Source organism: Paracoccus sp. L-17 (genome assembly GCF_056857655.1).
On the sequence record NZ_JBSXNM010000039.1, the window covers coordinates 37,287 to 59,854 of the forward strand.

Consider the following 22,568-nt stretch of genomic DNA (forward strand, 5'->3'; position numbering starts at 1 on the left):
TTCGAGGCACTCTCGGCACTGGATGCCGACCCGATTCATCCTTCCGTTCGCAGATAGCATTTTCCAGCTGGGCGGGAGGGTGACCATGAGCATGAATGAAGCCGATACGCGGTATCACCTCATCGACCCAGTCCTCCGGGCAAAAGGCTATGTAAGCCGGGACCAGGTTACGCTCGAAACCGTTCTGACGCCGCCGCCGGTGGAGCCCACAGGGCCAAAGGGGCGCAGGCGGAAAGGTCCGGGGCGCACGGACTATCTCCTGTGCGTCCAGATCGCGGACATGCCGAAGTCGATGCCCATCGCTGTGCTCGAAGCAAAGAAGGAGGGGGACGATCCGCTCAAGGGCATGCAGCAAGCTAAGGCTTATGCCGATTGCGAGCGGTACGAGGTCAAGTACGTCTTCTCGACCAATGGCCACCGCTATGGGGAGTACGACTGCTTCTCAAGCCTGCAGGCTGGGCCCTTTCAGTTTCCCGATTTCCCCACGCACCCCGACCTGACGACACGGTATGCGAAGGACAGTGGGATAGACCTCCACGCCCCCGACGCAGCCATGCTGTTCCAGGCGGACAGCCCGGCATGGGCTCAAAGCCGCTACTATCAGGATGCAGCGATCCGCGCCGCCTTCGAGAAGATCATTCTGGACCGCCAGGCTGGCACGGCACCCCGGGTGTTGCTGACGCTCGCCACAGGCGCAGGCAAGACGATTATCGCCACGAACCTGCTCTGGCGGCTGTCGCAGGCCGGCCAGCTCCCCAAGCCAGCGCTCTTCCTGTGTGACCGGGATGAACTTCGCGAGCAGGCCTACAACAAGCTCAAGGCGGCTTTCGGTGACAACGCCCGCATCGTGAAGACGGAGCGGGGCGGCAACGCCGCGCAGAACGCACGGATCCATATCGCCACCTACCAGACGCTCGGACTGGACGACGATGACGGGTTCGCCAGCTTCCTGTCCGAGCACTACGGTCAGGACGCGTTTAGCGTCATCATCATCGACGAGTGCCACCGCTCTGCCTGGGGCCGGTGGTCCGAGGTGCTTCGCCGCAACCCGAACGCCATCCACATCGGCCTGACCGCGACGCCGCGGAAGCTCGAGGAATCGACGCAGGCCAGCGCCGAGGACCAGGAGATCACTGCCAATAACAGAAAGTACTTCGGCGAACCGGTCTACGAGTACACCCTGATCGAGGCGCAGGAGGACGGCTATCTGGCGGCCTGCGAGATCGTTAAGCGCAAGGCCAGCATCGACAACATGGTCTTCACCCGAGAAGAAATCCTCAGGGCGGGTGTCCGAGACATCAAGACGGGCTTGCCGCTGACCGAGGACGACCTGCCCAAGGCGCAGTACACCGGCAAGGACTTCGACGACGAGCTGTTCGTCGAATTGCGCACGCCGAAGATGTGCGAGGACCTGTTCCAGCTCCTTTGCGCGAATGGTGGGCCGGAGCAGAAGGTCATCATCTTCTGCACGCGCGAGATCCATGCCGACCGGGTCGCGCAGCACATGAACAACCTCTACGTCCGTTGGTGCCGCGAGAACGGTCAGACGCCGAAGGACCACTACGCCTTCAAATGCATGGGCGGAGCGAACAACGGCGCCGACATGATCGAGCCGATGCGCGGGTCCGGCGAACGCGCCTTCATCGCCTGCACGGTCGATCTGTTGGAGGCCGGCGTGGACATCGAACGGCTGAATGCCGTTGTCTTCTTCCGATACCTCCAGTCGCCGATCAAATTCTACCAGATGGTCGGCCGGGGCACGCGCATCCACGAAGAGACGGCCAAGTACAAGTTCTGGCTCTACGACTACACCGGCGTCACCGATCTCTTCGGCACCGAGTTCATCACCAAGCCCCCACGTCCGCGAGGCGATGGAGGCACAGGCAGTGGTGGCGAGGGCGGCGACGACGGGGGCAGCGACGGCCCGTCTGTCGCAGAGATTGGCGGAAAGCAGGTCGTCATCAACCCGCAGGGTCGCTTCATCCTGGTCAGCCGCGAGGGCCGCGACACCCCGATCCCGGTGGACGAGTACCGGCGCGAGGTGATGGCGCGCGTTCTTGCAGAGGCGCACACGCTGGACGAGTTCCGCGAGCTCTGGATCGAGACCAGCAAGCGACGTGACCTGATCGACCATCTGCTGGGCGACAACTTCAGCCCTGAGGTCATCCGCGAAATCGACAAGATGAGCGACTTTGATCTCTACGACTTCTTTGGCCACCACGGCTATCATGCGCGCGCTCTGAAGCGACCCGAGCGAGGGAATCAGTATATCGACTTGAATCGCGGCTGGTTTGACGGCATGGACCCGAAAGCGGCCGTCGTGCTGAAGGAACTGGGCCCCCAGTTCGCGCAAGGCGGTACCGACGCGCTGGAAACGCCTGCGCTGTGGGATGTACCGGAAATCCGGATGGCAGGAGGTCTCGCCGCGCTTCGCGGGCTTGGAAAGCCGTTTGACGTTGTGCGCGAGGCAAAGGGAAGGCTGTTCGGATCGTGAGTAAGAAGATCAAGCTTGGCGACGGCCTGACGGAGATCAAAGGCGGCATTGGTCCCGACTGGGCAAACGTTCCGGTGTATGGCGCGACAGTTGACGGTCTTGCCCCAGCGAAAGAACCGCCTGGGAAGAGCCCTCATAAATACAAGCCAGTGACGCCAGGAACCATTTTCTACAACCCGATGCGCATACTTATTGGTTCTGTAGCTTTTGTTTCCGACGATGACGCGCCTGGGATGACAAGTCCGGACTATGTTGTATTCCGCGGGAATGAAGGCTGCATTGACTCCCTATGGTTCTACTACTGGCTCCGCTCGCCTCTCGGACACGAATGCATACTTTCTCTGGCTAGAGGAGCGGTGAGAGAACGTATGCTTTTCAATCGGCTGGCAGAGGCTGAGGTCTCACTACCTGATTTCGATATTCAGCAGGATTTTGCCAATAAGCTACGCACTGCACAATTTGAGATAAACTCGATAAAGTCTGCAATTGATTTGCAGCTCAGGGACATAAGGAGCCTCCCACACAGAATTGTTGCGGCTTCCTTTGGGGCAGAATAATGAAGCAAGCTAAATCGACAAAACCCCAGCAGAGAAGCATCAACGGCGTGAGATCTCTCTCGACGTTCGTTAAGGGCATTTGTGACGTGATGCGTCGCTCCAATTGCGCCAGCGCCCTACAGTATGTGCCGGAACTGACATGGATCCTTTTCCTGCGCCTACTAGATGCCCAAGAGGCACGCGATCAGGAAGAAGCCGATGCCGTCGGCGTCGGGTTCTCGCACGCCCTGCGCGCGCCCTACCGCTGGCAGGACTGGGCGGCGCCATACTCCGAGAAGCCGGGCCATCCGAAGACTCCGGAGGGGAAGCCGTTCGGCTGGAAGCGCCAGGAACTGTTCGCCGCTGGTGACGGCAAGCTCTTCGACTTCATCAACAAGGAGCTGCTTCCGGCACTGCACGGGCTGGACATAGACGCAAGGACGGGTTTGCCGAACCCCGCAGCATCGCCGAAGCAGCGCATCATCGGCCGGATCATGACGGCGGTCGAACGCGTTCGCGTGGATTCCGAGACGAACCTGCGCGACATCCTTGATCGCGTGGACGAGATCAGCGTCGACAACATCGACGACACCCACTTCTTCACCCTGTCGCAGGTGTACGAAGACCTGCTGCTCAAGATGGGCGAAAAGAACTCGGATGGCGGCCAGTTCTTCACCCCGCGCGAGGTGATCCGGGCGATGGTGCACACCGTCGATCCGCAACTCGGCAAGACCATCTATGATCCCTGCTGCGGGACGGGCGGCTTCCTGGCAATTGCATACGAGCACATCGCGCGGAAGCTGGGCCGGTCCCCTCTGAGCACCGATCTCGAGACCTTGAAGCACGACACGTTCTTCGGCCGCGAGAAGGAGAACCTCGTCATCCCGATCGCGCTGGCCAACCTCGTCCTGCACGGGATCGACCAGCCCAATCTCTGGCATGGCAACTCCCTCACGCGCCGGGCAACCTATGGCGCGCTGTTCGACAAGGCGCCGAAGCAGTTTGACGTCATCCTGACCAACCCGCCGTTCGGCGGAAAGGAAGGTAAGGACGCGCAGAAGAACTTCGCCTTCGAGACCAGCTCGACGCAGGTGCTGTTCGTCCAGGACATCCTTGCCGAGCTGGCGCCGAAGGGCACCTGCGCCATCGTTCTCGACGAAGGCATGCTGTTCCGGACCAACGAAAGCTCCTTCGTTGAGACGAAGCGCAAGCTGGTCGACGAATGCGACCTTTGGGCAATTGTGAGCCTGCCGGGAGGGGTCTTCTCGACCGCTGGCGCGGGCGTGAAGACCAATTTGCTGTTCTTCACCAAAGGCAAGAAAACCGAGCGAATCTGGTACTACGACCTGAGCCATGTGAAGGTCGGCAAGAAGACCCCGCTCACACTGGCGCATTTCGGTTTCGACAAGGATGGGAAGCCGCTTGCCGACAGCGCGCTGCCCGCCAATCTGACCGCCGATTGGCTTGAGCAGGAAGAGAACGCCGGGAAGCCGTTCCCGTCCTACGCCCGGCTGCTGCCGCTCCGTGGCAAGACCGAGGCCGACAGCCGTTACTCCTGGACCATCGACTTTGCCGCGCGCCGCGCGAAAGCCCGCGAAGAAATGCAGCCCATCCTGGCGCAGGCAGCTGAAACCAAGGCCGAGGTGATCGACCTCAAGGAAAAGCTCAAGCGCCTGAAGAAGCTGAAGACTTCAGATGCCGAGGTGGCTGCGCTTATTGGCGAAATCAACGAGAAGGAGAAGTCGGCGCGAGAACTGGAGGCTCAGGCAGCTGCCATTGACGCTGCTGTCTTCGACCTGAAGGCGGTCAATCCAAGCACCGTTGCAAAGTTTGACGACCGGTCGCCAGCTGAGATCATTCAGAGCATCCACGATCAGGGCCGCATCGTGGCGGAAGCGCTCGCTCGGCTCGCGGCCTTGGTCGAAAACGACGACGCCAGCTTGCCAATGGTGGGTGTTGCGCGTCGGTGATGTGCACGCCACTGCTCGTGGCCGTCGCGGCGGGCGGGCCTAATTTGCCTGCACCTCACCGGCCCAGAGCTTTGTATCGGGGCTCGGGGTTCGCTTGCCAGTCGCAAGGTCGAACTGCAGCAACCCGGCCTTTCGGTTTGTCGCTGCGATCTTGTTCAGGTGCGTGGTCCGGACGGGAACCTGCTCCATAACCTCGCCGGCAAGCGTGCTGAACGCAATCCCCGGTCTGTCGGCAACAATGCGAAGCACCAGTTCGGTGGCCCAGCCCATGTGGGAGGAACAGCCGACCCCGTCACGATCGGTCTCGAAAGCGATGATCTGGTCATCCGGAAAGAGCTGCGACTGGCCGCTCTCCTCGGTCTGGATAGCGTGGCGGGTGCGAACCGCCTCCTTTTCCACCTTTTCCTGAACGCTGCGGAACACCTCTACGCCGAAACTACTGTGCGTGCCGAGGATCAAGCGCATCTTGATCCGGTCCTCACGAGGCTTCCGGATGGCCATGTCCGTCAGATACGTCGCGACCCGTGCCTCCTTCATCCTGGCTTTCAAGAGATGCAGGATTTTCGTTTCGTTGGCCCCCTCGGGCAGCGCCTCGAACGCAGCCTTCCAAGCGGGGTCCGCTAGGAAGCGACCGACCGATTGCGCCACACCATCCCAACCTGCGTGTCGGTTCACTTCTTCGGCCATGAAATTGAACAGGAACTCGCCGTTGAGATTCCGGAGAAAATCGAAGATCTTGCCGGACTCGACATTCCAGCCGGTTGGGTCGATGAAAGTGAAAGTGAAGCCATCGCGGCAGGCGGAGCGGATGCCATCGAGATTGTCCTCGAAAGCACCAGAGAACACCCGGATATCGAATTCGGGCTTCTGGGCTGCAAACTGTTGGAGCTTGGCGACCGAAGCCGGGTTTCGCTCGCAGAACCGGAAACGAACCTTCAGCCCCGGGCGCCCCATATCTAGTAGCGACCGGCGGACGGCATCCAGCGTTTCTATCGCCTGAGAAAATGAAGCGTCTGAGTATTTGTCCGTGTCCGAGACCCGCCAGGGACCCGCAAATGCATCCACGAAATTGAAGACCGGCGATCTGCCCTGGAACAGCTTGTACGCCGCTGACTCAAGGTACTTGTTGAGAAACAGGTGCTTGATGAACGACTGTTCGCGCCCCTGATAGTTTTCGATCCGAGGTGGCATCAAGCATCCTCGGGCTGCAGAGCACGGATGATGGGTTCGGGAACGATCTGCCACGGAAAGCCATTCCACTCTTCACCATCAAGAAGGCGCCCGCCTGACTTCGGCCGGGCACCGCCCCATTGTTTGAAAAAGAACGCCACGTCGTCACGGTCGCAGATGTCACGAAGTTGGCGTGCCCAGCTCTCGTCCATGGGCCGAGCCCGAGGCCCGCTCTCCCCCCCGACGATGGCCCACGCGACGCCCTGCAGATCAACATCCCCGATCGGTCCGAGCAGCGGCTCGAACGAGATGAAGCGTGCATCGGAATTGATCTGCTTCAGGTGCTCGATCCGGCTCGTATGCGCGGCGTCCTCTACAGAAACGCCGAGCCAGATGTGGCGAGGGACCGACCCACCACCATACCGTCGCCGGACGTAGTTGCGCATGAGCGAGCTGCGCTTGGTCAGCACCTGGTAGACATGCCAGTCCGCCTGCTCCATGGCATCGAACACCGCGTCGACGAATTTCCGATCGATGTCCTTGTGGAAGAGGTCGCTCATCGAGTTGACGAAGATCATCCGCGGCTTCTTCCAGAGCACGGGCTGCTTCAGCCTTGATGGCCAGAGTGTCAGGTCGAAGCCCTGCTCGTAGGGGTGTCCGGCAATTCCGCGCCAGCGCTCTGCGAACCGCTCAGCATAGCAGTTGTCACAACCGGGACCGACCTTGGTGCAGCCTGTCACCGGGTTCCACGTCGCGTCCGTCCATTCGATGTCTGACTTCTGGGCCAACTGCTCGCCTCACCGCTTTTTGGCGATGCTAACACGCAGTTGAGTCAGCACAAAGCACGAACGGCCGCTGTGCCGGGATTGGTTGCCAGCTGCAGCCGAACTGCAGCGCAGCGGACAGCGTTCGATCTCTGTTCCATCCGCCATGCAGATGGATTTACCAAATCGCATGCATCAGGGATTTCAAAATATCGATTTAAAACAAATACTTGAGGCTATTCACCGGAACGGAGGCGGTTAACAGGTCGGGAGAATACCGCCCTTGAGAGAACGCGTCCGGGCCTCACGGCGCGTGGGCCGGTTAACAGCCCCACCGGCATAACCCTCGAATACAACGGAAAAATCCGGCCGCAGCCGGATCGGGAGAAAGCTTTCACAAGGGCAAGTGGCGGAGCGAGAGGGATTCGAACCCTCGAGACGGTCTCCCGCCTACACACTTTCCAGGCGTGCGCCTTCGACCACTCGGCCACCGCTCCGTGTCGGTCCGTCTAGCCCGCCCGGGCGGCGGGTGCAAGTCAGAGCTTGGAGATGCGCTTCTGGAGTTCGGCCAGTTGGCGGCGGATATCGGCCATGTCTTGCGGGTCGTCGCCCGCCGGGTCGGCACGGCCGCCGGTTTCGCTGGCTGCGGGCGCTGCGGCGCGCTGTCCGGCGTCGTCACCCTCAGGCTCAGGGCCGGATGCACCGCCGCGCCAACCAACCATCATCGCCTTCAGAAAGGCCTGCTGCTGGCGCTGCAGGGCCTCGAAACCCGGCATCCGGGCCATCGGATTCATCGAGGACATGTTTTCCAGCACCTTCGATTGCCCCTCGCGCAGCATCTCGAAACTGGCGGCCAGAAATTGCGGCACGACGGATTGAGCGCTGGTGGTATAGCTTCGCACCAGGTCGGTCAGCACGTCTATGGGCAGGACGTTCTCGCCCCGGCCCTCGTGTTCGGCGATGATCTGCAAAAGATATTGCCGTGTCAGTTCGTCACCGGATTTCAGATCGACGATCTTGACCTCGCGACCCTCGCGAATGAAGCCGGCGATATCATCCAGAGTGACGTAATCGCTGGTCTCGGTGTTGTAGAGGCGCCGGCTGGCATAACGCTTGATCAGCAGCGGCGCGGACCTGGTGACCATCCCTGAAAACCCCTTGCGGCAGATTTGGGCCATGATGGTTGCTGCATACGCAAAAGGCAAAGAAAAATTCCGCGTCGTGACGCGGCTTCGGGCGGCCGCGCGCGGTGGCGGAGGCCCGATCCGGATAGGACAAGGGGGACGGTCGCCCGTCCCCCCGTTTCAGCCGATCCTCGAACGTCGCGATCACTTCGCGGCGGCGGTGGCCTTCTTCGCGGCGGTCTGCGTGTCGCGGACGGCTTTCTCGGTGGCCTTCTGGGCGTCCGAGGCAATGTCCTTGCCGGCGGTCAGCATCAGATCGACCGTGTCCATCTGCACCTTCTTGGCAACCTCGGCATAGGCGGCCATATGTTCGGACGTCACTTCGGCATAGGCCGAGGCGAAGTCGGTCATCGCCTTGGCATAGTCCGAGGGCTCGGACTTGACGATGGCGGCTTCACCCATGCGGGCGATCGTGTCCTTGGCCCATTGGGCCGAAATCTCGGTCGAGCGTTCGGCGGCGCTCAGTGCAACCTTGGCCAGTTTCTCGCCCAGGGCGCTTTGCGATTTCATCGCGTCCTGCACCGACGAGGTGTCGACCGGGAAATTCGCCATCATGTCCTGGAAGGTCTTGGTAAAGTCGGGGGTCTTCGTAGCCATCTCATCTCTCCTTTTCGGCGCGGCCAATGCGGGTTCCGAGGGATTCGCCACGCCCGGTTATCGTGAGACCAATATGAATGCTGCGCTGCGGCATTTCAAGCCCGAATGCTGCGTTGCAGCAAATTTTTCCAGGAGCCTGAAATCCCTCGGACATCGCATGCGGATCACCCGGCGCGGTCGTGAACATAGCTGCCGGGCGCGGCGCCCAGCCCTTCGACGGGCTGCCGTGCATCGACCATCCGCCCTGCCCTTTCGGCCAGCCATTCCCCCCAGCGGGGCCACCAACTGCCCGGCGCGAAATCGGCCTGTTCACGCCATGCCTCGTGGCCAAGAGAAAAGTCGCCATTGCCCGTGTAGTGACCGTATTTCTTCTTCGACGGCGGGTTGACGATACCCGCGATATGGCCGCTTTCGGACAGGATGAAGGTCTTGTCGGTCGCGCCCATCTGCGCCACGCCGCGCCAGCAATCTTTCCAGGGCGCGATGTGATCGGTCTCGCAGGACACGGCGCAAAGCGGCACGGTGACATCCGACAATGTCAGCTTGTGGCCCATCAGATCGAAGCCATTGCCGGCGAAATCGTTTCGTTGGCACAGGCCGCGCAGATATTGCATGGCCATCTTGCCCGGCAGGTTGGTGCTGTCGCCATTCCAGAACAGCAGATCGAAGGCGGGCGGCTGTTCGCCCAGCATGTAGCTGCGGATGGCCGGGCCCCAGACCAGATCGTTGGCGCGCAGAAAGCTCATCGTGCGCGACATCAGTTGCGCCCGCAGCAGGCCATGCCGCTCGACCTCTTCGGCGATGCCGTTGACGAAATCGTCCTGAAGGAAGCTGACGAATTCCCCCTGATCCGAGAAATCGGTCAATGCGGTGAACAGCGTCGCCGAATTCACGCGATCGTCACCACGCTGCTTCAGCAATGCAAGCGTCAGCGCCAGGGTCGTGCCGGCGATGCAATAGCCGACCACGTTCAGCTTCTTCTGGTCGGTCAGATCGCGAACCTTGTCCATCGCGTCCAGATAGGCGGCGACATATTCCTCCATTCCGACCTCGGCATAGCTGGCATCGGGATTCTTCCAGCTGACGATGAACAACGTGTGACCCTGATCCAGAAGCCAGCGGATCAGGCTGTTCTGGGGTTTCAGGTCCAGGATGTAGAACTTGTTGATCCAGGGCGGAAAGATCAGCAGCGGGATCTCGTGCACCTTGTCGGTCGTCGGGGTGTACTGGATCAGTTCCAGCAGCGGCGTCCGATGCACCACGCGACCTTCGGCGGTGCCGATATTCTCGCCGACGGTGAAGGCATCGCGATCGGCCAGCGAGACGACCATCTCGCCACCGTTCATCTCGACGTCGCGCACCAGGTTCTCCAGGCCCTTCACAAGGCTTTCGCCCTCGGTCTCGACGGCCTTTTCCAGTGCGTCGGGATTGGTGGCCAGGAAATTCGTCGGCGCCATCATGTCGATGATCTGGTCGGTCAGCCAGCCGATGCGCCGCCGTGCCACCTGATCGGGCATGTCCAGCCTGTCCGCCGCCTCGCGCATGGCGCTGGCATTGATCTGATACTGACGCTTGAAGAAGTTGAAATAGGGATGACTGCGCCACAGCGGATTGGCGAAACGCTTGTCGGCGGGGCTGTCATCCTCGGGCGCGCTCAGATTGCCACTGGCCAGCGCGATATTGGCCTTGGCATAGTGTTTCAGCGTCTCGCCCCAGTAATTCACCTGCTGTTCGATCACCCGCGCGGGCTGTTCCGTCCATGACTTCATCCAGGCGTTGGCGGCGGTCAGCAGCAGATCGGGGCCCGGCGCCTCGACGCCAGGATTGGGCAGGCTGCGGCCCGAAAAGGCGTTCATCAGCCGGTTTCCCAAAGCCTCGATCCGCTCGATATTCTCGGCCAGCCGCTGCGCGTTGGGTGCATCGACGCCCATGGCCAGCGCCTCGAGCATCTTTTCGGGCGTGGCGCCAGGGGGCGGCGGCATGGCGCCGGGGGATCGGGGCGTGGCCCCTGCCTCGCTCGAACGGGTCGAGGCCGCGTCCTCCAGCCGGGCCTCGGCCGGGCTGGCTTTCGCGGTCTTGCGCGGTTGGTCTTTCGACGAAGCGGCCGGCTTTGCGGCCTTGCGGGCGGTTGCGGGCCGTGCCGCCGCCACCGATTTCGCAGTCGCGGCATCGGCGGACTTGGCCCGTTTGCGCGGTTCCGCGGCGGCAGGCTTCCTTGTCTCCTTCGCATCCGCCGAATCCTTCGACGTGCCGGTCTTTCCAGATGTTGCCCGAATGCCCTTCCGTTGCGTAACATCTTTGCCCGTCGAGCCTCTGTTGCTTGCCATGAGACGACATCCCCCCTAGAAAGAGGGTAATGATACGCGCAGCGCAGGCACAGCGTAAAGCCGCCAGATCAGAGCCTCAGCCGACCTCGGCCGGGCCCGCACTGCGCCGCAACGCAGAAAAGGGTGGCTAACATGCCGACCAAGGGACTGAAGGGCGTCGTATCCTACGACGCGATGGAGACGATCCGGAACACGAATGAATGGCTCGGCGCGACAGCCCGCGCCTTTGCGTCCTATCCGGTCTTCGCCCTGTCCCCCAACCCGATGTTCAGGCTGATCAGCGCCTGGGGCCATGTCACCGAACGCAGCTTCGCACGCATGGTCATCAAGCCTGACTGGGAAATTCCGGCAATCCTCGGCGAGGACGGCCAGGATCACGTCGTCTATCCCGAACCGGTGATGCGCCGCGCCTTCGGCGACCTGATCCACTTCCGCGTTTCCCGGCGCGAGCCGCAACTTCGCAAGGTGCTGCTGATCGCTCCGATGTCGGGCCATTACGCGACGCTGATGCGGTCCACCGTCACCTCGCTGCTACCCGATTGCGAAGTCTATGTCACGGATTGGCACAACGCGCGCGACATTCCCGTCAGTGAAGGCAAGTTCGACATCGAGGATTACACCAGCTATCTGGTCGATTTCATCCGGTTCCTGGGCCCCGATACCAATGTGGTGGCCATCTGCCAGCCGGCCCCCCTGGCGCTGGCCGCGACCGCGATCCTGGCCGAGGACGAACCCGCCTCGCAGCCGCGCACGCTGACCCTGATCGGCGGCCCGGTCGATCCCGACGCGGCCGCGACCGATGTCACCGATTTCGGCAACCGCATGACGATGGGCGAGTTGGAGCATTTGGCGATCCAGTCGGTCGGCTTCAAATATCGCGGCGCAGGTCGGATGGTCTATCCGGGCCTCGCCCAGCTTTCCTCGTTCATCGCGATGAACGCCGAAACCCACGCGAAGGCCTTCATCGACAAGATCTTTGCCGAGGCACGCGGCACCGCGACGGAAGGCGACCGGCATAACCGGTTCTACGACGAATATCTGGCCGTGATGGACATGACGGCGGAATTCTACCTGTCCACGGTCGAACGGATCTTCAAGAATCTGGAAATCGCGCAGAACCGTTTCACCGTGAACGGGCGACCGGTCGATATCGGCAGGATCACCAGCACAGCCGTGATGACGGTCGAGGGCGCCAATGACGACATCTCGGCGCCGGGCCAATGCGTTGCGGCGCTGGATCTGTGCAGCGGCGTCCCGGCCGAGCGCAAGCAGCAGCATCTTGAACCCGGCGCCGGTCATTACGGCATCTTCGCAGGCAAGTCGTGGCGGCTGAACATTCGCCCGCTGGTGCTGGATTTCATCGACGAGAACATGTCGGTGCCGGATTCGATCAAGCCCAGGCGCCGCCGCGCCCGCGGGGGTGTGGCAGCCGATTGCGGTGTCAACGACCCGGTGGGCGACAGCAGCAAGATCGGCGTCTGATCCCGGAACCCGGCCGCCGTCGCCGGGTTGTTCCCGCAAGGTCGCAGGGTGCGGCGTGAAAGGGATCGACATGACTGACCGGGAAAGCCTGACCGACAGCTTCTGGAACCGGCTGGACGACATCAATGTCGGAATGCTGGGCGTCACCGAAGACATGCGGCTTGTGCCGATGTCGCATTACGCGGACCGTGACCGTCGCGCCCTCTGGTTCATCACCGCCAAGGAAACGGATCTCGCGAAATCCGCGTCGGCCGGCGGGTTGGCTGCGATCCATATCGTGACCGATGGCGGCGCCGGCCTGTTTGCGCGCATCCACGGAACGCTGTCGCTGTCTGACGACCGGGAGAAGCTGGATGAGTTGTGGAATGCCGTTGCCTCAAGCTGGTTCGAGGACGGTCGCCAGGATCCAGATGTGCAGTTGATGCGGATGGATCTGTCCGAGGCCGAAATATGGGCTACAGGTGGCAAGCCTAGCTTTCTCTACGAGATCGCCAAATCGAAGGTCACCGGCAAGAAGCCCGATATGGGCGAGCATGACACGATCCGCTTCTGATCCGGGTCAGACCGGAAGCCCCTCGATCGAGGCGGTTACCAGGTCCAGGCATTCCGGCGTCGAGAACCGGTGATCGGCATCCTTGACCAGGACCAGCCGGATATCCGGCCCGCTGGCATGATCCAGCAACCGCAGCGCCCAATCGACCGGTACATCCGCATCGGCGGTTCCCTGCAGCAGACGCACCGGAAATGGCAGCGGCAGCGGCTGATTCAGGACCAGCCGCTTTCGCCCGTCCTCGATCAGGTGCCGGGTGATCACATAGGGCTCGTCGCTGTAATCGCTGGGCGTCTCGATCCTTCCGTCGCGCATCAGGATCTCGCGTTGCGCCGGATCCAGACCCGCCCAGAATCCCTGTTCGGTGAAATCCGGCGCCGCCGCGATCGTGACCAGCCCGGCCACGCGCTGCGGCATCGACCGCGCCAGCAGCAGCGCGATCCAGCCGCCCATTGACGATCCGACCAGGACCTGCGGCCCATCCGTCAGCGCCTCGATCATGGCGCGGGCGTCTTCGGCCCAATCGCCGATGCAGCTATCTTCGAAACGGCCGCCACTTTCGCCGTGGCCGGAATAGTCGAAGCGCAGGAATGCGCGCCGGGATTGGCGCGCCCATGCCTCGAGATGCAGCGCCTTGGTGCCCTGCATGTCGGATTTGAACCCGCCCAGGAAAACCACGCCCGGTCCCTGCCCCGCGATCCGACGATAGGCGATGCGGCGGCCCTCGCTGGTGGTCAGATGATCGCTCATGCGGCACTCTCCTTCGTTCCCGTGCCAATCTTGACACTTTTCGCCGCGAGGTCCATGGACTGGCGCAGATAACCCGCAACCGGGCGTTCCGTGGGCGCCAGACCGACGAGGAGGACGGCATGTCCCAGATTTCCCTGACCTTTCCCGATGGCAATGCGCGCAACTACGCAGCCGGCATCACCGCCGCCGAGGTTGCCGAAAGCATTGCGCCCAGCCTCGCCAAGCGCGCCATATCGGCCTCGCTGGACGGGCGGCACATCGATCTGCAATGGCCAATCGAGGATTCCGGCGCGATCAGCATTCACACCATGAAGGACGAGGCGCCGGCGCTGGAGCTGATCCGCCACGATTTCGCCCATGTCATGGCGCGCGCGGTGCAAGAAATCTGGCCCGATGCGAAGGTCACGATCGGACCCGTGCGCGATTATGGCTGGTTCTACGATTTCGACCGCGCCGAACCGTTCACGCCCGAAGATCTGGGCCGCATCGAGGCGAGGATGAAAGAGATCATCAACGACCGCGATCCCGTCCGCACCGAGATCTGGGATCGCGATCGCGCCCGTGCCTATTATCGGAACCGCGGCGAACCCTTCAAGGTCGAGTTGATCGACCGGATTCCGGGCGACGAACCGCTGCGGATGTACTGGCACGGCGACTGGCAGGATCTGTGCCGCGGCCCGCATCTGCAATCGACCGGCCAGCTTCCCGCCGATGCCTTCAAGCTGACCCATATCGCCGGCGCCTACTGGCTGGGCGATGCCAGCCGCCCGATGCTGCAACGCATCTACGGCGTGGCCTTCCGCAACCGTGACGAGTTGAAGGCCCATCTGCACATGCTGGAAGAGGCCGCCAAGCGCGACCACCGCAAGCTGGGCCGCGAGATGGACCTGTTCCATATGCAGGAAGAAGCGCCGGGTCAGATTTTCTGGCACCCGAACGGCTGGAACATCTATGTCGCGCTGCAGGACTACATGCGCCGCCAGCAGCGTGCCGACGGCTATGTCGAGGTCAATACCCCGCAGGTCGTCAGCCGGAAATTGTGGGAAGAATCAGGTCATTGGGACAATTATCAGGAAAACATGTTCATCGTCGAGGTGGACGAGGATCATGCCCGGACCAAGACCATCAACGCGCTGAAGCCGATGAACTGCCCGTGCCACGTCCAGGTCTTCAACCATGGGCTGAAATCCTATCGCGACCTGCCGTTGCGCATGGCCGAATTCGGATCCTGCAACCGTTACGAGCCCTCGGGCGCGCTGCACGGGATCATGCGCGTGCGCGGCTTTACCCAGGACGATGCGCATATCTTCTGCACCGAGGATCAGATCGAGGCGGAAACGAAGAGATTCATCGAGTTTCTGGCCAGAATCTACGCCGATCTGGGCTTCGCCGACTGGACCATAAAGCTGTCCACCCGCCCCGAAAAGCGCATCGGCTCGGACGAAAGCTGGGACCGGGCCGAGGCCGCGCTTGGTAATGCCTGCATCGCGGCGGGCCATGATTACACGCTGTTTCCCGGCGAAGGCGCCTTCTACGGGCCAAAGCTGGAATTCGTGCTGACCGATGCCATCGGTCGCGACTGGCAATGCGGCACCTTGCAGGTGGATCCGAACCTGCCAGAGCGGCTGGATGCGGAATATGTCGGACAGGACGGCGCGAAACATCGCCCGATCATGCTGCACCGTGCCGTGCTGGGCAGTTTCGAGCGATTCATCGGCATTCTGATCGAAAACAGCGCCGGCAAGCTGCCGCTGTGGCTGGCGCCGCGTCAGGTTGTCGTCGCCTCGATCGTCTCGGACGCCGATGATTACGTCCACGAAGTGGTCGAAACCCTGCGCGCGGCGGGATTGCGGGCCGAGGCGGATACGCGAAACGAAAAGATCAACTACAAGATCCGCGAACATTCGGTGGCAAAAGTGCCCGCGATTCTTGCCATCGGCATGAAAGAGGTAGAGGATCGGACGGTCTCGATCCGCCGTCTGGACCAGCAGGGCAGCAAGTCCCTGTCACTGGAACAGGCCGCCGAGATGTTGAAGACCGAAGCCACACCGCCGGATCTGCGCTGAAATGCGCCAATGTCGCCGGGACTTCACGCGCGGCACACGATTCCGCGCGCGATACCCCTTGCGTTTCTTAACGATTCGGTCATCCTCAAACCTGCGTGAGCAAGGACTTTCTACCGCCTCCCTTTCGATGGGCAGCCGGAATACCGAAAGCGGGCTGCACGGCCTGGCGCAATCGGGCGTCGGGATGACTTGAAGGAGAGAACGGTTATGGCGACCGGAACGGTGAAATGGTTCAACGCCACCAAGGGCTATGGCTTCATCGCCCCCGATGATGGCGGCAAGGACATCTTCGTCCACATCTCGGCGGTGGAACGCGCCGGGCTGACGGGCCTCAAGGACAACCAGAAAATCGCATACGAACTGCAATCGGGCCGCGACGGCCGCGCATCGGCCAGCGATCTCAAACTGCTCTGATCCCAGGGGATCCTCGGCATTCACGGCCCGCTTCGCGCGGGCCGTTCTTTTGTGTCACCCGCTTGCGGACCGGCCGTCATATTCGGTTTCGGTCACCTTCTCCAGCCATGTCACCGCACTGCCATCGACGGCTTCCTGAATGGCGATATGGCTCATCGCGGTATCGGGCGCGGCGCCGTGCCAGTGTTTCTCGCCAGCCGGAATCCAGACGACATCGCCCTGACGGATCTCCTCGACCGGCCCGCCATCGCGGGCGGCCAGTCCACGCCCGAACGTGACGATCAGGGTCTGCCCGGCCGGATGCGTGTGCCAGGCGGTGCGGGCGCCGGGCTCGAAGGTGACATGGGCGCCCACCGCGCGTCCCGGAGGCTCGGCCTGAAACAGCGGATCGATCCGCACCTGACCGGTGAAGTAGTTTTCGGGGCCGGGCCCCGATGGCGCGCGGCCCGAATGCATGATCTTCATGGCGGCCTCCTCTGGCGCAGGGTGACATGGGCCTGTCGGCAATGGCAAGCTCGGTTCTTGCCCCCACGGATCAAGTCCGCCATGGGCCGAGTTGCAGGTCGGTCGCGCCAGCCCTATCATCGGAACCTCCCGCAGGGTCCGAAGCCAGCCGCCGGCTTGCGCACTGGTGGTCCAGGCGGGCCCTGCCCGAAACCTGCCGATCCGGCCAGAGGCGCCGCCCTGCGCCACGACCCGCACGAACAACCACTGCGCGCTGCGCGACCGTCACCGCAAGGACATGCCATGATCCGCCTCGATATCTTCTCTGATCCGGTTTGCCCCTGGTGCCTGATCGGCAAACTGGAACTGGACCGCGCCCTCGAAAGCCGCTCCGATCATCCGTTCCGCATCGCCTGGCACCCGTTCCGCCTGAACCCGCAGATGCCGCGAGGGGGGATGGATCGACTGGAATATCTGAAAATGAAACCGGGCGCCGCCAATGCCGCGCGCGCGCTGGCCGAACGCGCGGCCGCGATGGGACTGGATCTTCGGCCGCCAACCCGTCAGCCCGACACCAGCGATGCGCACCGCCTGATGCATTGGGCCGGCCTTGAGGGCGAACAAGGGCGCGTCATGTCCGGCCTGCTTCGCGCCCATTGGCAGGAATCGCGCGACATCTCGGATCCGGCCGAACTCGCGCGGATCGGCGGCGCGGCCGGCCTGGATCAGGCCATGATCGCCCGGCTGCTGGACAGCGACGCCGACCGCGACGAGATCGCCGCGCGCGAGGCTCATGCCCGCGAGCGTGGCATCAACGCGGTGCCGACCTTCATCGTCGCCGACCGCCACGCGATCGGCGGCGCCCAGCCCGCGCATGTCTGGCAGGGCGTCATCGATGAACTGACCGACCCCGCGTGACTTGCAGGATCTGCAAAAACGGTCTATCAGCCGGAGGCTGCCGGAAAGGTGCCCTCCAATGATCCAGGAAACGCGGTTCCAGCAGGCGCCCCTGCGACGCTTGCCGATGCCCGAATTCATCGCGATGCTGGCGTTCCTGTTCGCCACCGTCGCCTTTTCCATCGATGCCATGCTGCCGGCATTGCCGCAGATCGCGCGAGACCTGACCCCAGACAACCAGAACCGCGCCCAACTGATCCTCACCGCCTTCGTCGCCGGCATGGGCACGGGCACTCTCTTTGCCGGTCCCATCTCGGACGCGATCGGGCGCAAGCGCGCGATCACCATCGGCTTTGGCGTCTACATCCTGGCCACCCTTGCCGCGATCATGTCGAATTCGATCGAGATGCTGCTGGCCGCCCGCTTCGCGCAAGGCCTTGGTGCCGCGGCGCCGCGGATCGTCGGCCTGGCGCTGGTTCGCGACCTTTATGCCGGCCGCGAGATGGCGCGGATCACCAGCTTCGTGATGATGGTCTTCATCATGATCCCGGCGCTGGCACCGTCGATCGGGGCGGGAATGATCCGCCTGGCGGGCTGGCACGGCGTTTTCGGAGGCTTCCTGATTTTCGCGCTGATCGGTTGCACCTGGCTGAATCTCCGCCAGGCCGAAACGCTCCCGCCCGAACGACGCCGGCCGCTGCGCGCCGGCCCGTTGAAGGCGGCCGCGCGCGAGGTTCTGTCCAGCCCGCATGTCATGATGTGCACGCTGATCCTGACGCTGGGCTTCGGGCAGATGTTCGGCCTGCTGTCCTCGGCGCAGCAATTGTTCGGCGAGGCCTATGGCAAGGGCGACGCCTTCCCGGCCTGGTTTGCCGCGATGGCGCTGCTGTCGGGATCGGGCACGATCCTGAACGCCACCTTCGTGACGCGCTTCGGAATGCGGCGGATCGCGAAATGGGCCTATATCATGCAAACCTTCGTCAGCGGCGCGATGCTGGTCCTGCTGGCGGGGGATCTGTTGCCGGCCGGCCTGCAGTTTCCGGCCTTCTTCCTCTGGTGTGTCAGCGTCTTCTTCATGGCGGGGGTGACATTCGGCAACCTGAACGCGCTGGCGCTGCAATATGTCGGCCATATCGCCGGCATGGCGGCCTCGATCGTCGCCGCGATATCGACCGTAGCGGCGACACTGATCGCCGCTCCCGTCGGTCTGCTCTACGACGGCACGGCGGTTCCCGTGGTCGCGGCGACGCTGATCTGTTCAGGTCTCGCTTGGTTCCTGATGCGCTTTCTCTATGACTAGAACGGCATCGGCTGCACGAGATTGCCGCGCTACCAGCCGCGCATTGGCCAGATCATTGGCCAGATGCGCAGCGACTGCCGCGCGATCTCGGCCAAAGCCCCGCCAGCGCGCCTCGAGCCTGTCGCGCAATCGGGCCTCGGGCACATCCAGAAAGACGCTCAGATCATAGCGGATCCGGTTCCACGGCGCCCGATCCAAAAGCAGGTAATTGCCTTCGATCACCACGATCCGATCCGAGGGCGCGACCACGCCCGCCCCGGCAACCGACAATTCCCGCCCGCGGTCGAACAGCGGAAAGACCACTTCCGCCTGCGCATGCGACAGGCGCGCGGCCAGCGCCGCAAATCCCTCGGCATCGTATGTCTGGACGGCCCCCTTCACCTCCCGCAGACCCCGCGCCTCAAGAACCGCGTCATCAAGGTGGAATCCGTCCATCGGCACCAGGACCGCCTGCTCCAACCGCGCCACCAGCGCCTCGGCCAGGGTGGATTTCCCCGATCCCGGCGCGCCCGCCACCGCGACCAGAATCCGGTCACCGGGCAAGGCGCCGATGCGATCGATCAGCGCGCGGCCTTCTTCGTTGTCGAAATACCCCGGGGGGAGTCCGCAGGACGGGGGGCGGCGCCCCCCTGCCCGATCGCTCATGCCGCGGCCTCGTCGGGAATCTTCGCGCCGGTCATGTAGGCCACGGCATCCGACATGGAATGATCCTTGGGATCGATCACGCACAGCCGCTTGCCCAGCCGGTGAATGTGGATCCGGTCGGCGACTTCGAAGACATGGGGCATGTTGTGGCTGATCAGCACGATGGGAATCCCGCGCGAGCGAACGTCCAGGATCAGATCCAGCACGCGCCGGCTTTCCTTGACCCCAAGCGCGGCCGTCGGCTCATCCAGGATGATGACCCGGCTGCCGAAGGCCGCAGCGCGGGCCACCGCGACGCCCTGGCGCTGTCCGCCCGACAGCGTCTCGACCGGCTGGCCGATGTTCTGGATCGTCATCAGCCCCAGTTCCGACAGCTTGTCACGCGCGAACTTGTCCATCGCCGCCTTGTCCAGCATCCTGAACCACCGGCCCATGACACCTTCCTTGCGGATCTCGCGGCCCATGAAGATATTGTCGGCGATGGACAGGGCGGGCGACAGGGCCAGCGTCTGATAGACGGTCTCGATCCCGGCCTTGCGCGCCTGCAGGGGACTGTCGAAGCTGACCGGACGGCCGTCCAGCCGGATCTCGCCCTCATCGGGCTGGACCGCGCCCGATACCGCCTTGATCAGGCTGGACTTGCCGGCGCCGTTATCGCCGATCACGGCCAGGATCTCGCCGGGAAAGAGATCGAAATCGGCATGGTCGATCGCGGTCACGCGGCCATAGCGCTTGACGATGTTGCGGGCTGTCAGAAGTGGTTCGGTCATGACGAGATCTTCCTGATCCACTGGTCCACGGCGACGGCGACGATGATCAGCCAGCCGGTCGCGAAGAGTTGCCAAAGAACGTCCACGCCGGCAAGGCGCAGCCCCGAATTGAACACGCCGACGATCAGCGCGCCGATCAGCGGCCCCAGGATCGAGCCGCGCCCGCCGAACAACGAGATCCCGCCGATGACCACGGCGGTGATCGATTCGAGGTTCGATTCGAAGAACGAGGTCGGACTGACCGAACCGACCCGCCCGATCGAAGACCACGCGGCCAGCGCGCAGATGAACCCGGCCGTCATGTAGACCGACATCAGCACGCGTCTGGTCTGGATACCCGCAAGGGCGGCGGCCTCGGGATCGTCGCCGACGGCATAGACGCGCCTGCCCCAGGCGGTCTTGTTCAGCGCATACCACAGGACCGCGAAGACGATCAGCATCAGAACCACGCCCCAGGTCAGCACGGCGCCGCCCAGATTGAACCGCGCGCCGAACAGCTTCAGCAGCGGCGCCTCGGCGTCCAGCGTCTGGCTGCGGATCGTCTCGCGTCCGGACAGATAATAATTCAACGCCAGGAAGATATTCCAGGTGCCCAGCGTGGTGATGAAGGGAGGCAGCTTCAGGCGGGTGACCAGAAGGCCGTTCAGCCCGCCGGTCAGAAGGCCGCAGCCCAGCCCCAGCAGGATCGAGATCGGCACGGGTATGCCCAGATCCAGCGACAGCCGCCCCATGACGACCGAAATCATCACCATGACGGCGCCAACCGACAGGTCGATGCCCGCGGTCAGGATGACCAGCGATTGCGCGGCGGCCAGCGTGCCCACGACCGCCACCTGCTGCATGATCAGCGACAGGTTGAAGGCGGAAAAGAAATTGGGCGCGATCAGACCGAAGGCGATCAGGGACAGCACCAGCACGATGACCGGCACCATGGTCGGGTAGCGGTGCAGGAAATGCTGCAAACTCTCCAGCGGGCCGCGCGAATGCTGTTCGAACGAGGCCACGGATTCGGTCGCGCTCCGCTCGGCCGGGGGATCAGGGGCATCCGACATGGTTCTCTCCGGATACGGGGTGATGGGCGGCGCGGCGTGACGCGCCGCCCGGATTGCGTGACTGGAAGACGTCGCTCAGCCAGGTATCAGCCCCAGCACTGATCGGTTCCCTCGGCCACGGTGATCGACGGGACGCCCTCGACCGGCTGATCGGTGACAAGGTTCACGCCGGTATCGGTGAAATCCAGTCCCTCGCTGGCCTGGGGCCTGGTGCCATCCTTGGCGAAGGCGGCGATCGCCTCGATCCCCATCGAGGCCATCTTCAGCGGATATTGCTGCGAGGTCGCGCCGATCACGCCCTCCTTGACGTTCTGGACGCCCGGACAGCCGCCATCGATCGACACGATCAGTGCGTCTTTTTCCTTGCCGAAGGATTTCAGCGCCTCATAGGCGCCCGCGGCGGCGGGTTCGTTGATCGTATAGACCAGATTGACGCCGGGATCCTTCTGCAACAGGGCCTCCATCGCCTGACGGCCGCCCTCTTCGTTGCCCGAAGTCACCTCATGGCCGACGATGCGCGGATCATCCTCGTCCCCGATCGTGTTCTTGTCCTTCACGTCGATGCCGAAGCCCTCCATGAAACCCTGGTCGCGCAGCACATCGACCGAGGGCGCGCTTTCGGACAGATCGAGGAAGGCGATCCTTGCGTTCGCGGCCTCCTCGCCCATCTTGCCCTTGGCCCAGGCGCCGATCAGGCGGCCGGCCTCGTAATTGTCGGTGGCAAAGGTGGCGTCGGCCGCGTCGATCGGGTCCAGCGGCGTATCCAGCGCGATGACCAGGATCCCGCGATCCTGCGCCTGCTTGACCGAATCGACGATGGCCTTCGTGTCCGAGGCGGTGATCAGGATGCCCTTGACGCCCGCCGCGATGCAGCTTTCCATCGCCTGCTGCTGGGTCTCGTGATCGCCGTCGACCTTGCCGGCGAAGCTCATCAACTGCATCCCAAGTTCATCCGCCTTGGCGGTCGCGCCTTCCTTCATCTTCACGAAGAATGGGTTGATATCGGTCTTGGTGATCAGACAGGCCTTCACCGGTTCCTGTGCCTGTGCCAGACCGGCGGTCATGGCCAGCGCCGACGCCGCCAGCGACAGACGGATCAGATGTGTCATCGTCATTTCTACACTCCTCCACGACGGCGGATTCCTCTTCCGCCCTG

The 22,568-nt window shown here is 63.0% G+C and carries 20 protein-coding genes and 1 tRNA gene; 9 read left to right on the top strand and 12 right to left on the bottom strand.

Annotated elements, in window-relative coordinates; all coding sequences use genetic code 11:
• The first annotated feature begins 85 nt into the window (after window positions 1–85).
• The 3 genes from AC13CR_RS10305 to AC13CR_RS10315 are packed head-to-tail and all read left to right on the top strand — an operon-like array spanning window position 86 to window position 5,000.
• The gene (locus AC13CR_RS10305) at window positions 86–2,494 is read left to right on the top strand and encodes a DEAD/DEAH box helicase family protein (protein WP_184146002.1); all 2,409 of its coding nucleotides are present in this window, start codon (window positions 86–88) and stop codon (window positions 2,492–2,494) included.
• Window positions 2,491–3,051, top strand: coding sequence for a restriction endonuclease subunit S (locus tag AC13CR_RS10310; protein WP_184146004.1), 561 nt, complete (start codon window positions 2,491–2,493; stop codon window positions 3,049–3,051). Before AC13CR_RS10305 ends, AC13CR_RS10310 begins: the two co-directional genes overlap by 4 nt.
• Window positions 3,051–5,000, top strand: a complete 1,950-nt coding sequence (locus tag AC13CR_RS10315; RefSeq protein ID WP_184146006.1) for a class I SAM-dependent DNA methyltransferase — start codon at window positions 3,051–3,053, stop codon at window positions 4,998–5,000. The genes AC13CR_RS10310 and AC13CR_RS10315 overlap by 1 nt, the downstream gene beginning before the upstream one ends.
• Before the next feature lie 39 nt (window positions 5,001–5,039).
• Here the strand turns inward: AC13CR_RS10315 and tcmP are convergent, their stop codons facing one another.
• The 6 genes from tcmP to phaC all read right to left on the bottom strand — a co-directional run bounded on the left by tcmP (window position 5,040) and on the right by phaC (window position 10,664).
• Window positions 5,040–6,191, bottom strand: a complete 1,152-nt coding sequence (gene tcmP / locus AC13CR_RS10320; RefSeq protein WP_184146008.1) for a three-Cys-motif partner protein TcmP — start codon at window positions 6,189–6,191, stop codon at window positions 5,040–5,042.
• Window positions 6,191–6,958: a DUF5131 family protein gene (locus AC13CR_RS10325; RefSeq protein WP_184146010.1), complete on the bottom strand. Its 768-nt coding sequence runs from the start codon at window positions 6,956–6,958 to the stop codon at window positions 6,191–6,193. Before AC13CR_RS10325 ends, tcmP begins: the two co-directional genes overlap by 1 nt.
• Before the next feature lie 383 nt (window positions 6,959–7,341).
• Window positions 7,342–7,431: transfer RNA gene (locus AC13CR_RS10330), tRNA-Ser, on the bottom strand.
• Between the two features lie 39 nt (window positions 7,432–7,470).
• The gene (phaR, locus tag AC13CR_RS10335; RefSeq protein WP_292957050.1) at window positions 7,471–8,079 is read right to left on the bottom strand and encodes a polyhydroxyalkanoate synthesis repressor PhaR; all 609 of its coding nucleotides are present in this window, start codon (window positions 8,077–8,079) and stop codon (window positions 7,471–7,473) included.
• 183 nt (window positions 8,080–8,262) lie between these two features.
• Complete coding sequence (locus AC13CR_RS10340; RefSeq protein ID WP_292957047.1) at window positions 8,263–8,715, bottom strand: Phasin; 453 nt, start codon at window positions 8,713–8,715, stop codon at window positions 8,263–8,265.
• A gap of 164 nt (window positions 8,716–8,879) precedes the next feature.
• Entirely contained in the window at window positions 8,880–10,664 is a 1,785-nt protein-coding gene (gene phaC, locus AC13CR_RS10345; RefSeq protein ID WP_482900832.1) for a class I poly(R)-hydroxyalkanoic acid synthase, read from the bottom strand.
• A gap of 510 nt (window positions 10,665–11,174) precedes the next feature.
• On the opposite strand from phaC, the gene phaZ reads away from it, so the two are divergent.
• Together phaZ and AC13CR_RS10355 are read left to right on the top strand one after the other, a co-directional pair.
• Entirely contained in the window at window positions 11,175–12,524 is a 1,350-nt protein-coding gene (gene phaZ, locus AC13CR_RS10350) for a polyhydroxyalkanoate depolymerase (RefSeq protein ID WP_414692175.1), read from the top strand.
• A 70-nt stretch (window positions 12,525–12,594) separates the two neighbouring features.
• Entirely contained in the window at window positions 12,595–13,077 is a 483-nt protein-coding gene (locus AC13CR_RS10355) for a pyridoxamine 5'-phosphate oxidase family protein (protein ID WP_292957041.1), read from the top strand.
• 6 nt (window positions 13,078–13,083) lie between these two features.
• Here AC13CR_RS10355 and AC13CR_RS10360 read toward each other — a convergent pair whose 3' ends face one another.
• Window positions 13,084–13,824 carry an alpha/beta fold hydrolase gene (locus AC13CR_RS10360; protein ID WP_482900816.1) on the bottom strand — a complete coding sequence of 247 codons (741 nt, stop codon included), beginning with the start codon at window positions 13,822–13,824 and terminating at the stop codon, window positions 13,084–13,086.
• Between the two features lie 119 nt (window positions 13,825–13,943).
• Here AC13CR_RS10360 and thrS point away from each other — a divergent pair, with 119 nt between their 5' ends.
• Window positions 13,944–15,890, top strand: a complete 1,947-nt coding sequence (thrS, locus tag AC13CR_RS10365; RefSeq protein WP_482900817.1) for a threonine--tRNA ligase — start codon at window positions 13,944–13,946, stop codon at window positions 15,888–15,890.
• A 207-nt stretch (window positions 15,891–16,097) separates the two neighbouring features.
• A complete protein-coding gene (locus tag AC13CR_RS10370) occupies window positions 16,098–16,304 on the top strand; it encodes a cold-shock protein (RefSeq protein ID WP_089388183.1) in 207 nt (68 codons plus the stop codon).
• Between the two features lie 54 nt (window positions 16,305–16,358).
• Here AC13CR_RS10370 and AC13CR_RS10375 read toward each other — a convergent pair whose 3' ends face one another.
• The gene (locus AC13CR_RS10375) at window positions 16,359–16,769 is read right to left on the bottom strand and encodes a (R)-mandelonitrile lyase (RefSeq protein WP_292957022.1); all 411 of its coding nucleotides are present in this window, start codon (window positions 16,767–16,769) and stop codon (window positions 16,359–16,361) included.
• Window positions 16,770–17,051: 282 nt separating this feature from the next.
• Here AC13CR_RS10375 and AC13CR_RS10380 point away from each other — a divergent pair, with 282 nt between their 5' ends.
• Window positions 17,052–17,666, top strand: coding sequence for a DsbA family oxidoreductase (locus AC13CR_RS10380; RefSeq protein ID WP_292957019.1), 615 nt, complete (start codon window positions 17,052–17,054; stop codon window positions 17,664–17,666).
• Window positions 17,667–17,724: 58 nt separating this feature from the next.
• Entirely contained in the window at window positions 17,725–18,945 is a 1,221-nt protein-coding gene (locus tag AC13CR_RS10385; protein WP_292957016.1) for a multidrug effflux MFS transporter, read from the top strand.
• On the opposite strand, the gene AC13CR_RS10390 is transcribed toward AC13CR_RS10385, so the two are convergent.
• The 4 genes from AC13CR_RS10390 to AC13CR_RS10405 all read right to left on the bottom strand — a co-directional run bounded on the left by AC13CR_RS10390 (window position 18,904) and on the right by AC13CR_RS10405 (window position 22,527).
• A complete protein-coding gene (locus AC13CR_RS10390; protein ID WP_292957013.1) occupies window positions 18,904–19,590 on the bottom strand; it encodes an AAA family ATPase in 687 nt (228 codons plus the stop codon). The genes AC13CR_RS10385 and AC13CR_RS10390 overlap by 42 nt on opposite strands.
• Window positions 19,587–20,360 carry an ATP-binding cassette domain-containing protein gene (locus AC13CR_RS10395; RefSeq protein WP_292957010.1) on the bottom strand — a complete coding sequence of 258 codons (774 nt, stop codon included), beginning with the start codon at window positions 20,358–20,360 and terminating at the stop codon, window positions 19,587–19,589. Before AC13CR_RS10395 ends, AC13CR_RS10390 begins: the two co-directional genes overlap by 4 nt.
• A complete protein-coding gene (locus AC13CR_RS10400; RefSeq protein ID WP_292957007.1) occupies window positions 20,357–21,412 on the bottom strand; it encodes an ABC transporter permease in 1,056 nt (351 codons plus the stop codon). Before AC13CR_RS10400 ends, AC13CR_RS10395 begins: the two co-directional genes overlap by 4 nt.
• 86 nt (window positions 21,413–21,498) lie before the next feature.
• The gene (locus AC13CR_RS10405) at window positions 21,499–22,527 is read right to left on the bottom strand and encodes a sugar ABC transporter substrate-binding protein (RefSeq protein WP_292957004.1); all 1,029 of its coding nucleotides are present in this window, start codon (window positions 22,525–22,527) and stop codon (window positions 21,499–21,501) included.
• Between the last annotated feature and the right edge of the window lie 41 nt (window positions 22,528–22,568).

Coding starts and splice junctions, on each gene's coding strand:
- AC13CR_RS10305 (WP_184146002.1), top strand. CDS start 86: ATGAGCATGAATGAAGCCGATACGCGGTATCACCTCATCGACCCAGTC.
- AC13CR_RS10315 (WP_184146006.1), top strand. CDS start 3,051: ATGAAGCAAGCTAAATCGACAAAACCCCAGCAGAGAAGCATCAACGGC.
- tcmP (WP_184146008.1), bottom strand. CDS start 6,191: ATGCCACCTCGGATCGAAAACTATCAGGGGCGCGAACAGTCGTTCATC.
- phaR (WP_292957050.1), bottom strand. CDS start 8,079: ATGGTCACCAGGTCCGCGCCGCTGCTGATCAAGCGTTATGCCAGCCGG.
- AC13CR_RS10340 (WP_292957047.1), bottom strand. CDS start 8,715: ATGGCTACGAAGACCCCCGACTTTACCAAGACCTTCCAGGACATGATG.
- phaC (WP_482900832.1), bottom strand. CDS start 10,664: ATGCTCGAGGCGCTGGCCATGGGCGTCGATGCACCCAACGCGCAGCGG.
- phaZ (WP_414692175.1), top strand. CDS start 11,175: ATGCCGACCAAGGGACTGAAGGGCGTCGTATCCTACGACGCGATGGAG.
- AC13CR_RS10355 (WP_292957041.1), top strand. CDS start 12,595: ATGACTGACCGGGAAAGCCTGACCGACAGCTTCTGGAACCGGCTGGAC.
- AC13CR_RS10360 (WP_482900816.1), bottom strand. CDS start 13,824: ATGAGCGATCATCTGACCACCAGCGAGGGCCGCCGCATCGCCTATCGT.
- thrS (WP_482900817.1), top strand. CDS start 13,944: ATGTCCCAGATTTCCCTGACCTTTCCCGATGGCAATGCGCGCAACTAC.
- AC13CR_RS10370 (WP_089388183.1), top strand. CDS start 16,098: ATGGCGACCGGAACGGTGAAATGGTTCAACGCCACCAAGGGCTATGGC.
- AC13CR_RS10375 (WP_292957022.1), bottom strand. CDS start 16,769: ATGAAGATCATGCATTCGGGCCGCGCGCCATCGGGGCCCGGCCCCGAA.
- AC13CR_RS10380 (WP_292957019.1), top strand. CDS start 17,052: ATGATCCGCCTCGATATCTTCTCTGATCCGGTTTGCCCCTGGTGCCTG.
- AC13CR_RS10385 (WP_292957016.1), top strand. CDS start 17,725: ATGATCCAGGAAACGCGGTTCCAGCAGGCGCCCCTGCGACGCTTGCCG.
- AC13CR_RS10390 (WP_292957013.1), bottom strand. CDS start 19,590: ATGAGCGATCGGGCAGGGGGGCGCCGCCCCCCGTCCTGCGGACTCCCC.
- AC13CR_RS10395 (WP_292957010.1), bottom strand. CDS start 20,360: ATGACCGAACCACTTCTGACAGCCCGCAACATCGTCAAGCGCTATGGC.
- AC13CR_RS10400 (WP_292957007.1), bottom strand. CDS start 21,412: ATGTCGGATGCCCCTGATCCCCCGGCCGAGCGGAGCGCGACCGAATCC.
- AC13CR_RS10405 (WP_292957004.1), bottom strand. CDS start 22,527: ATGACGATGACACATCTGATCCGTCTGTCGCTGGCGGCGTCGGCGCTG.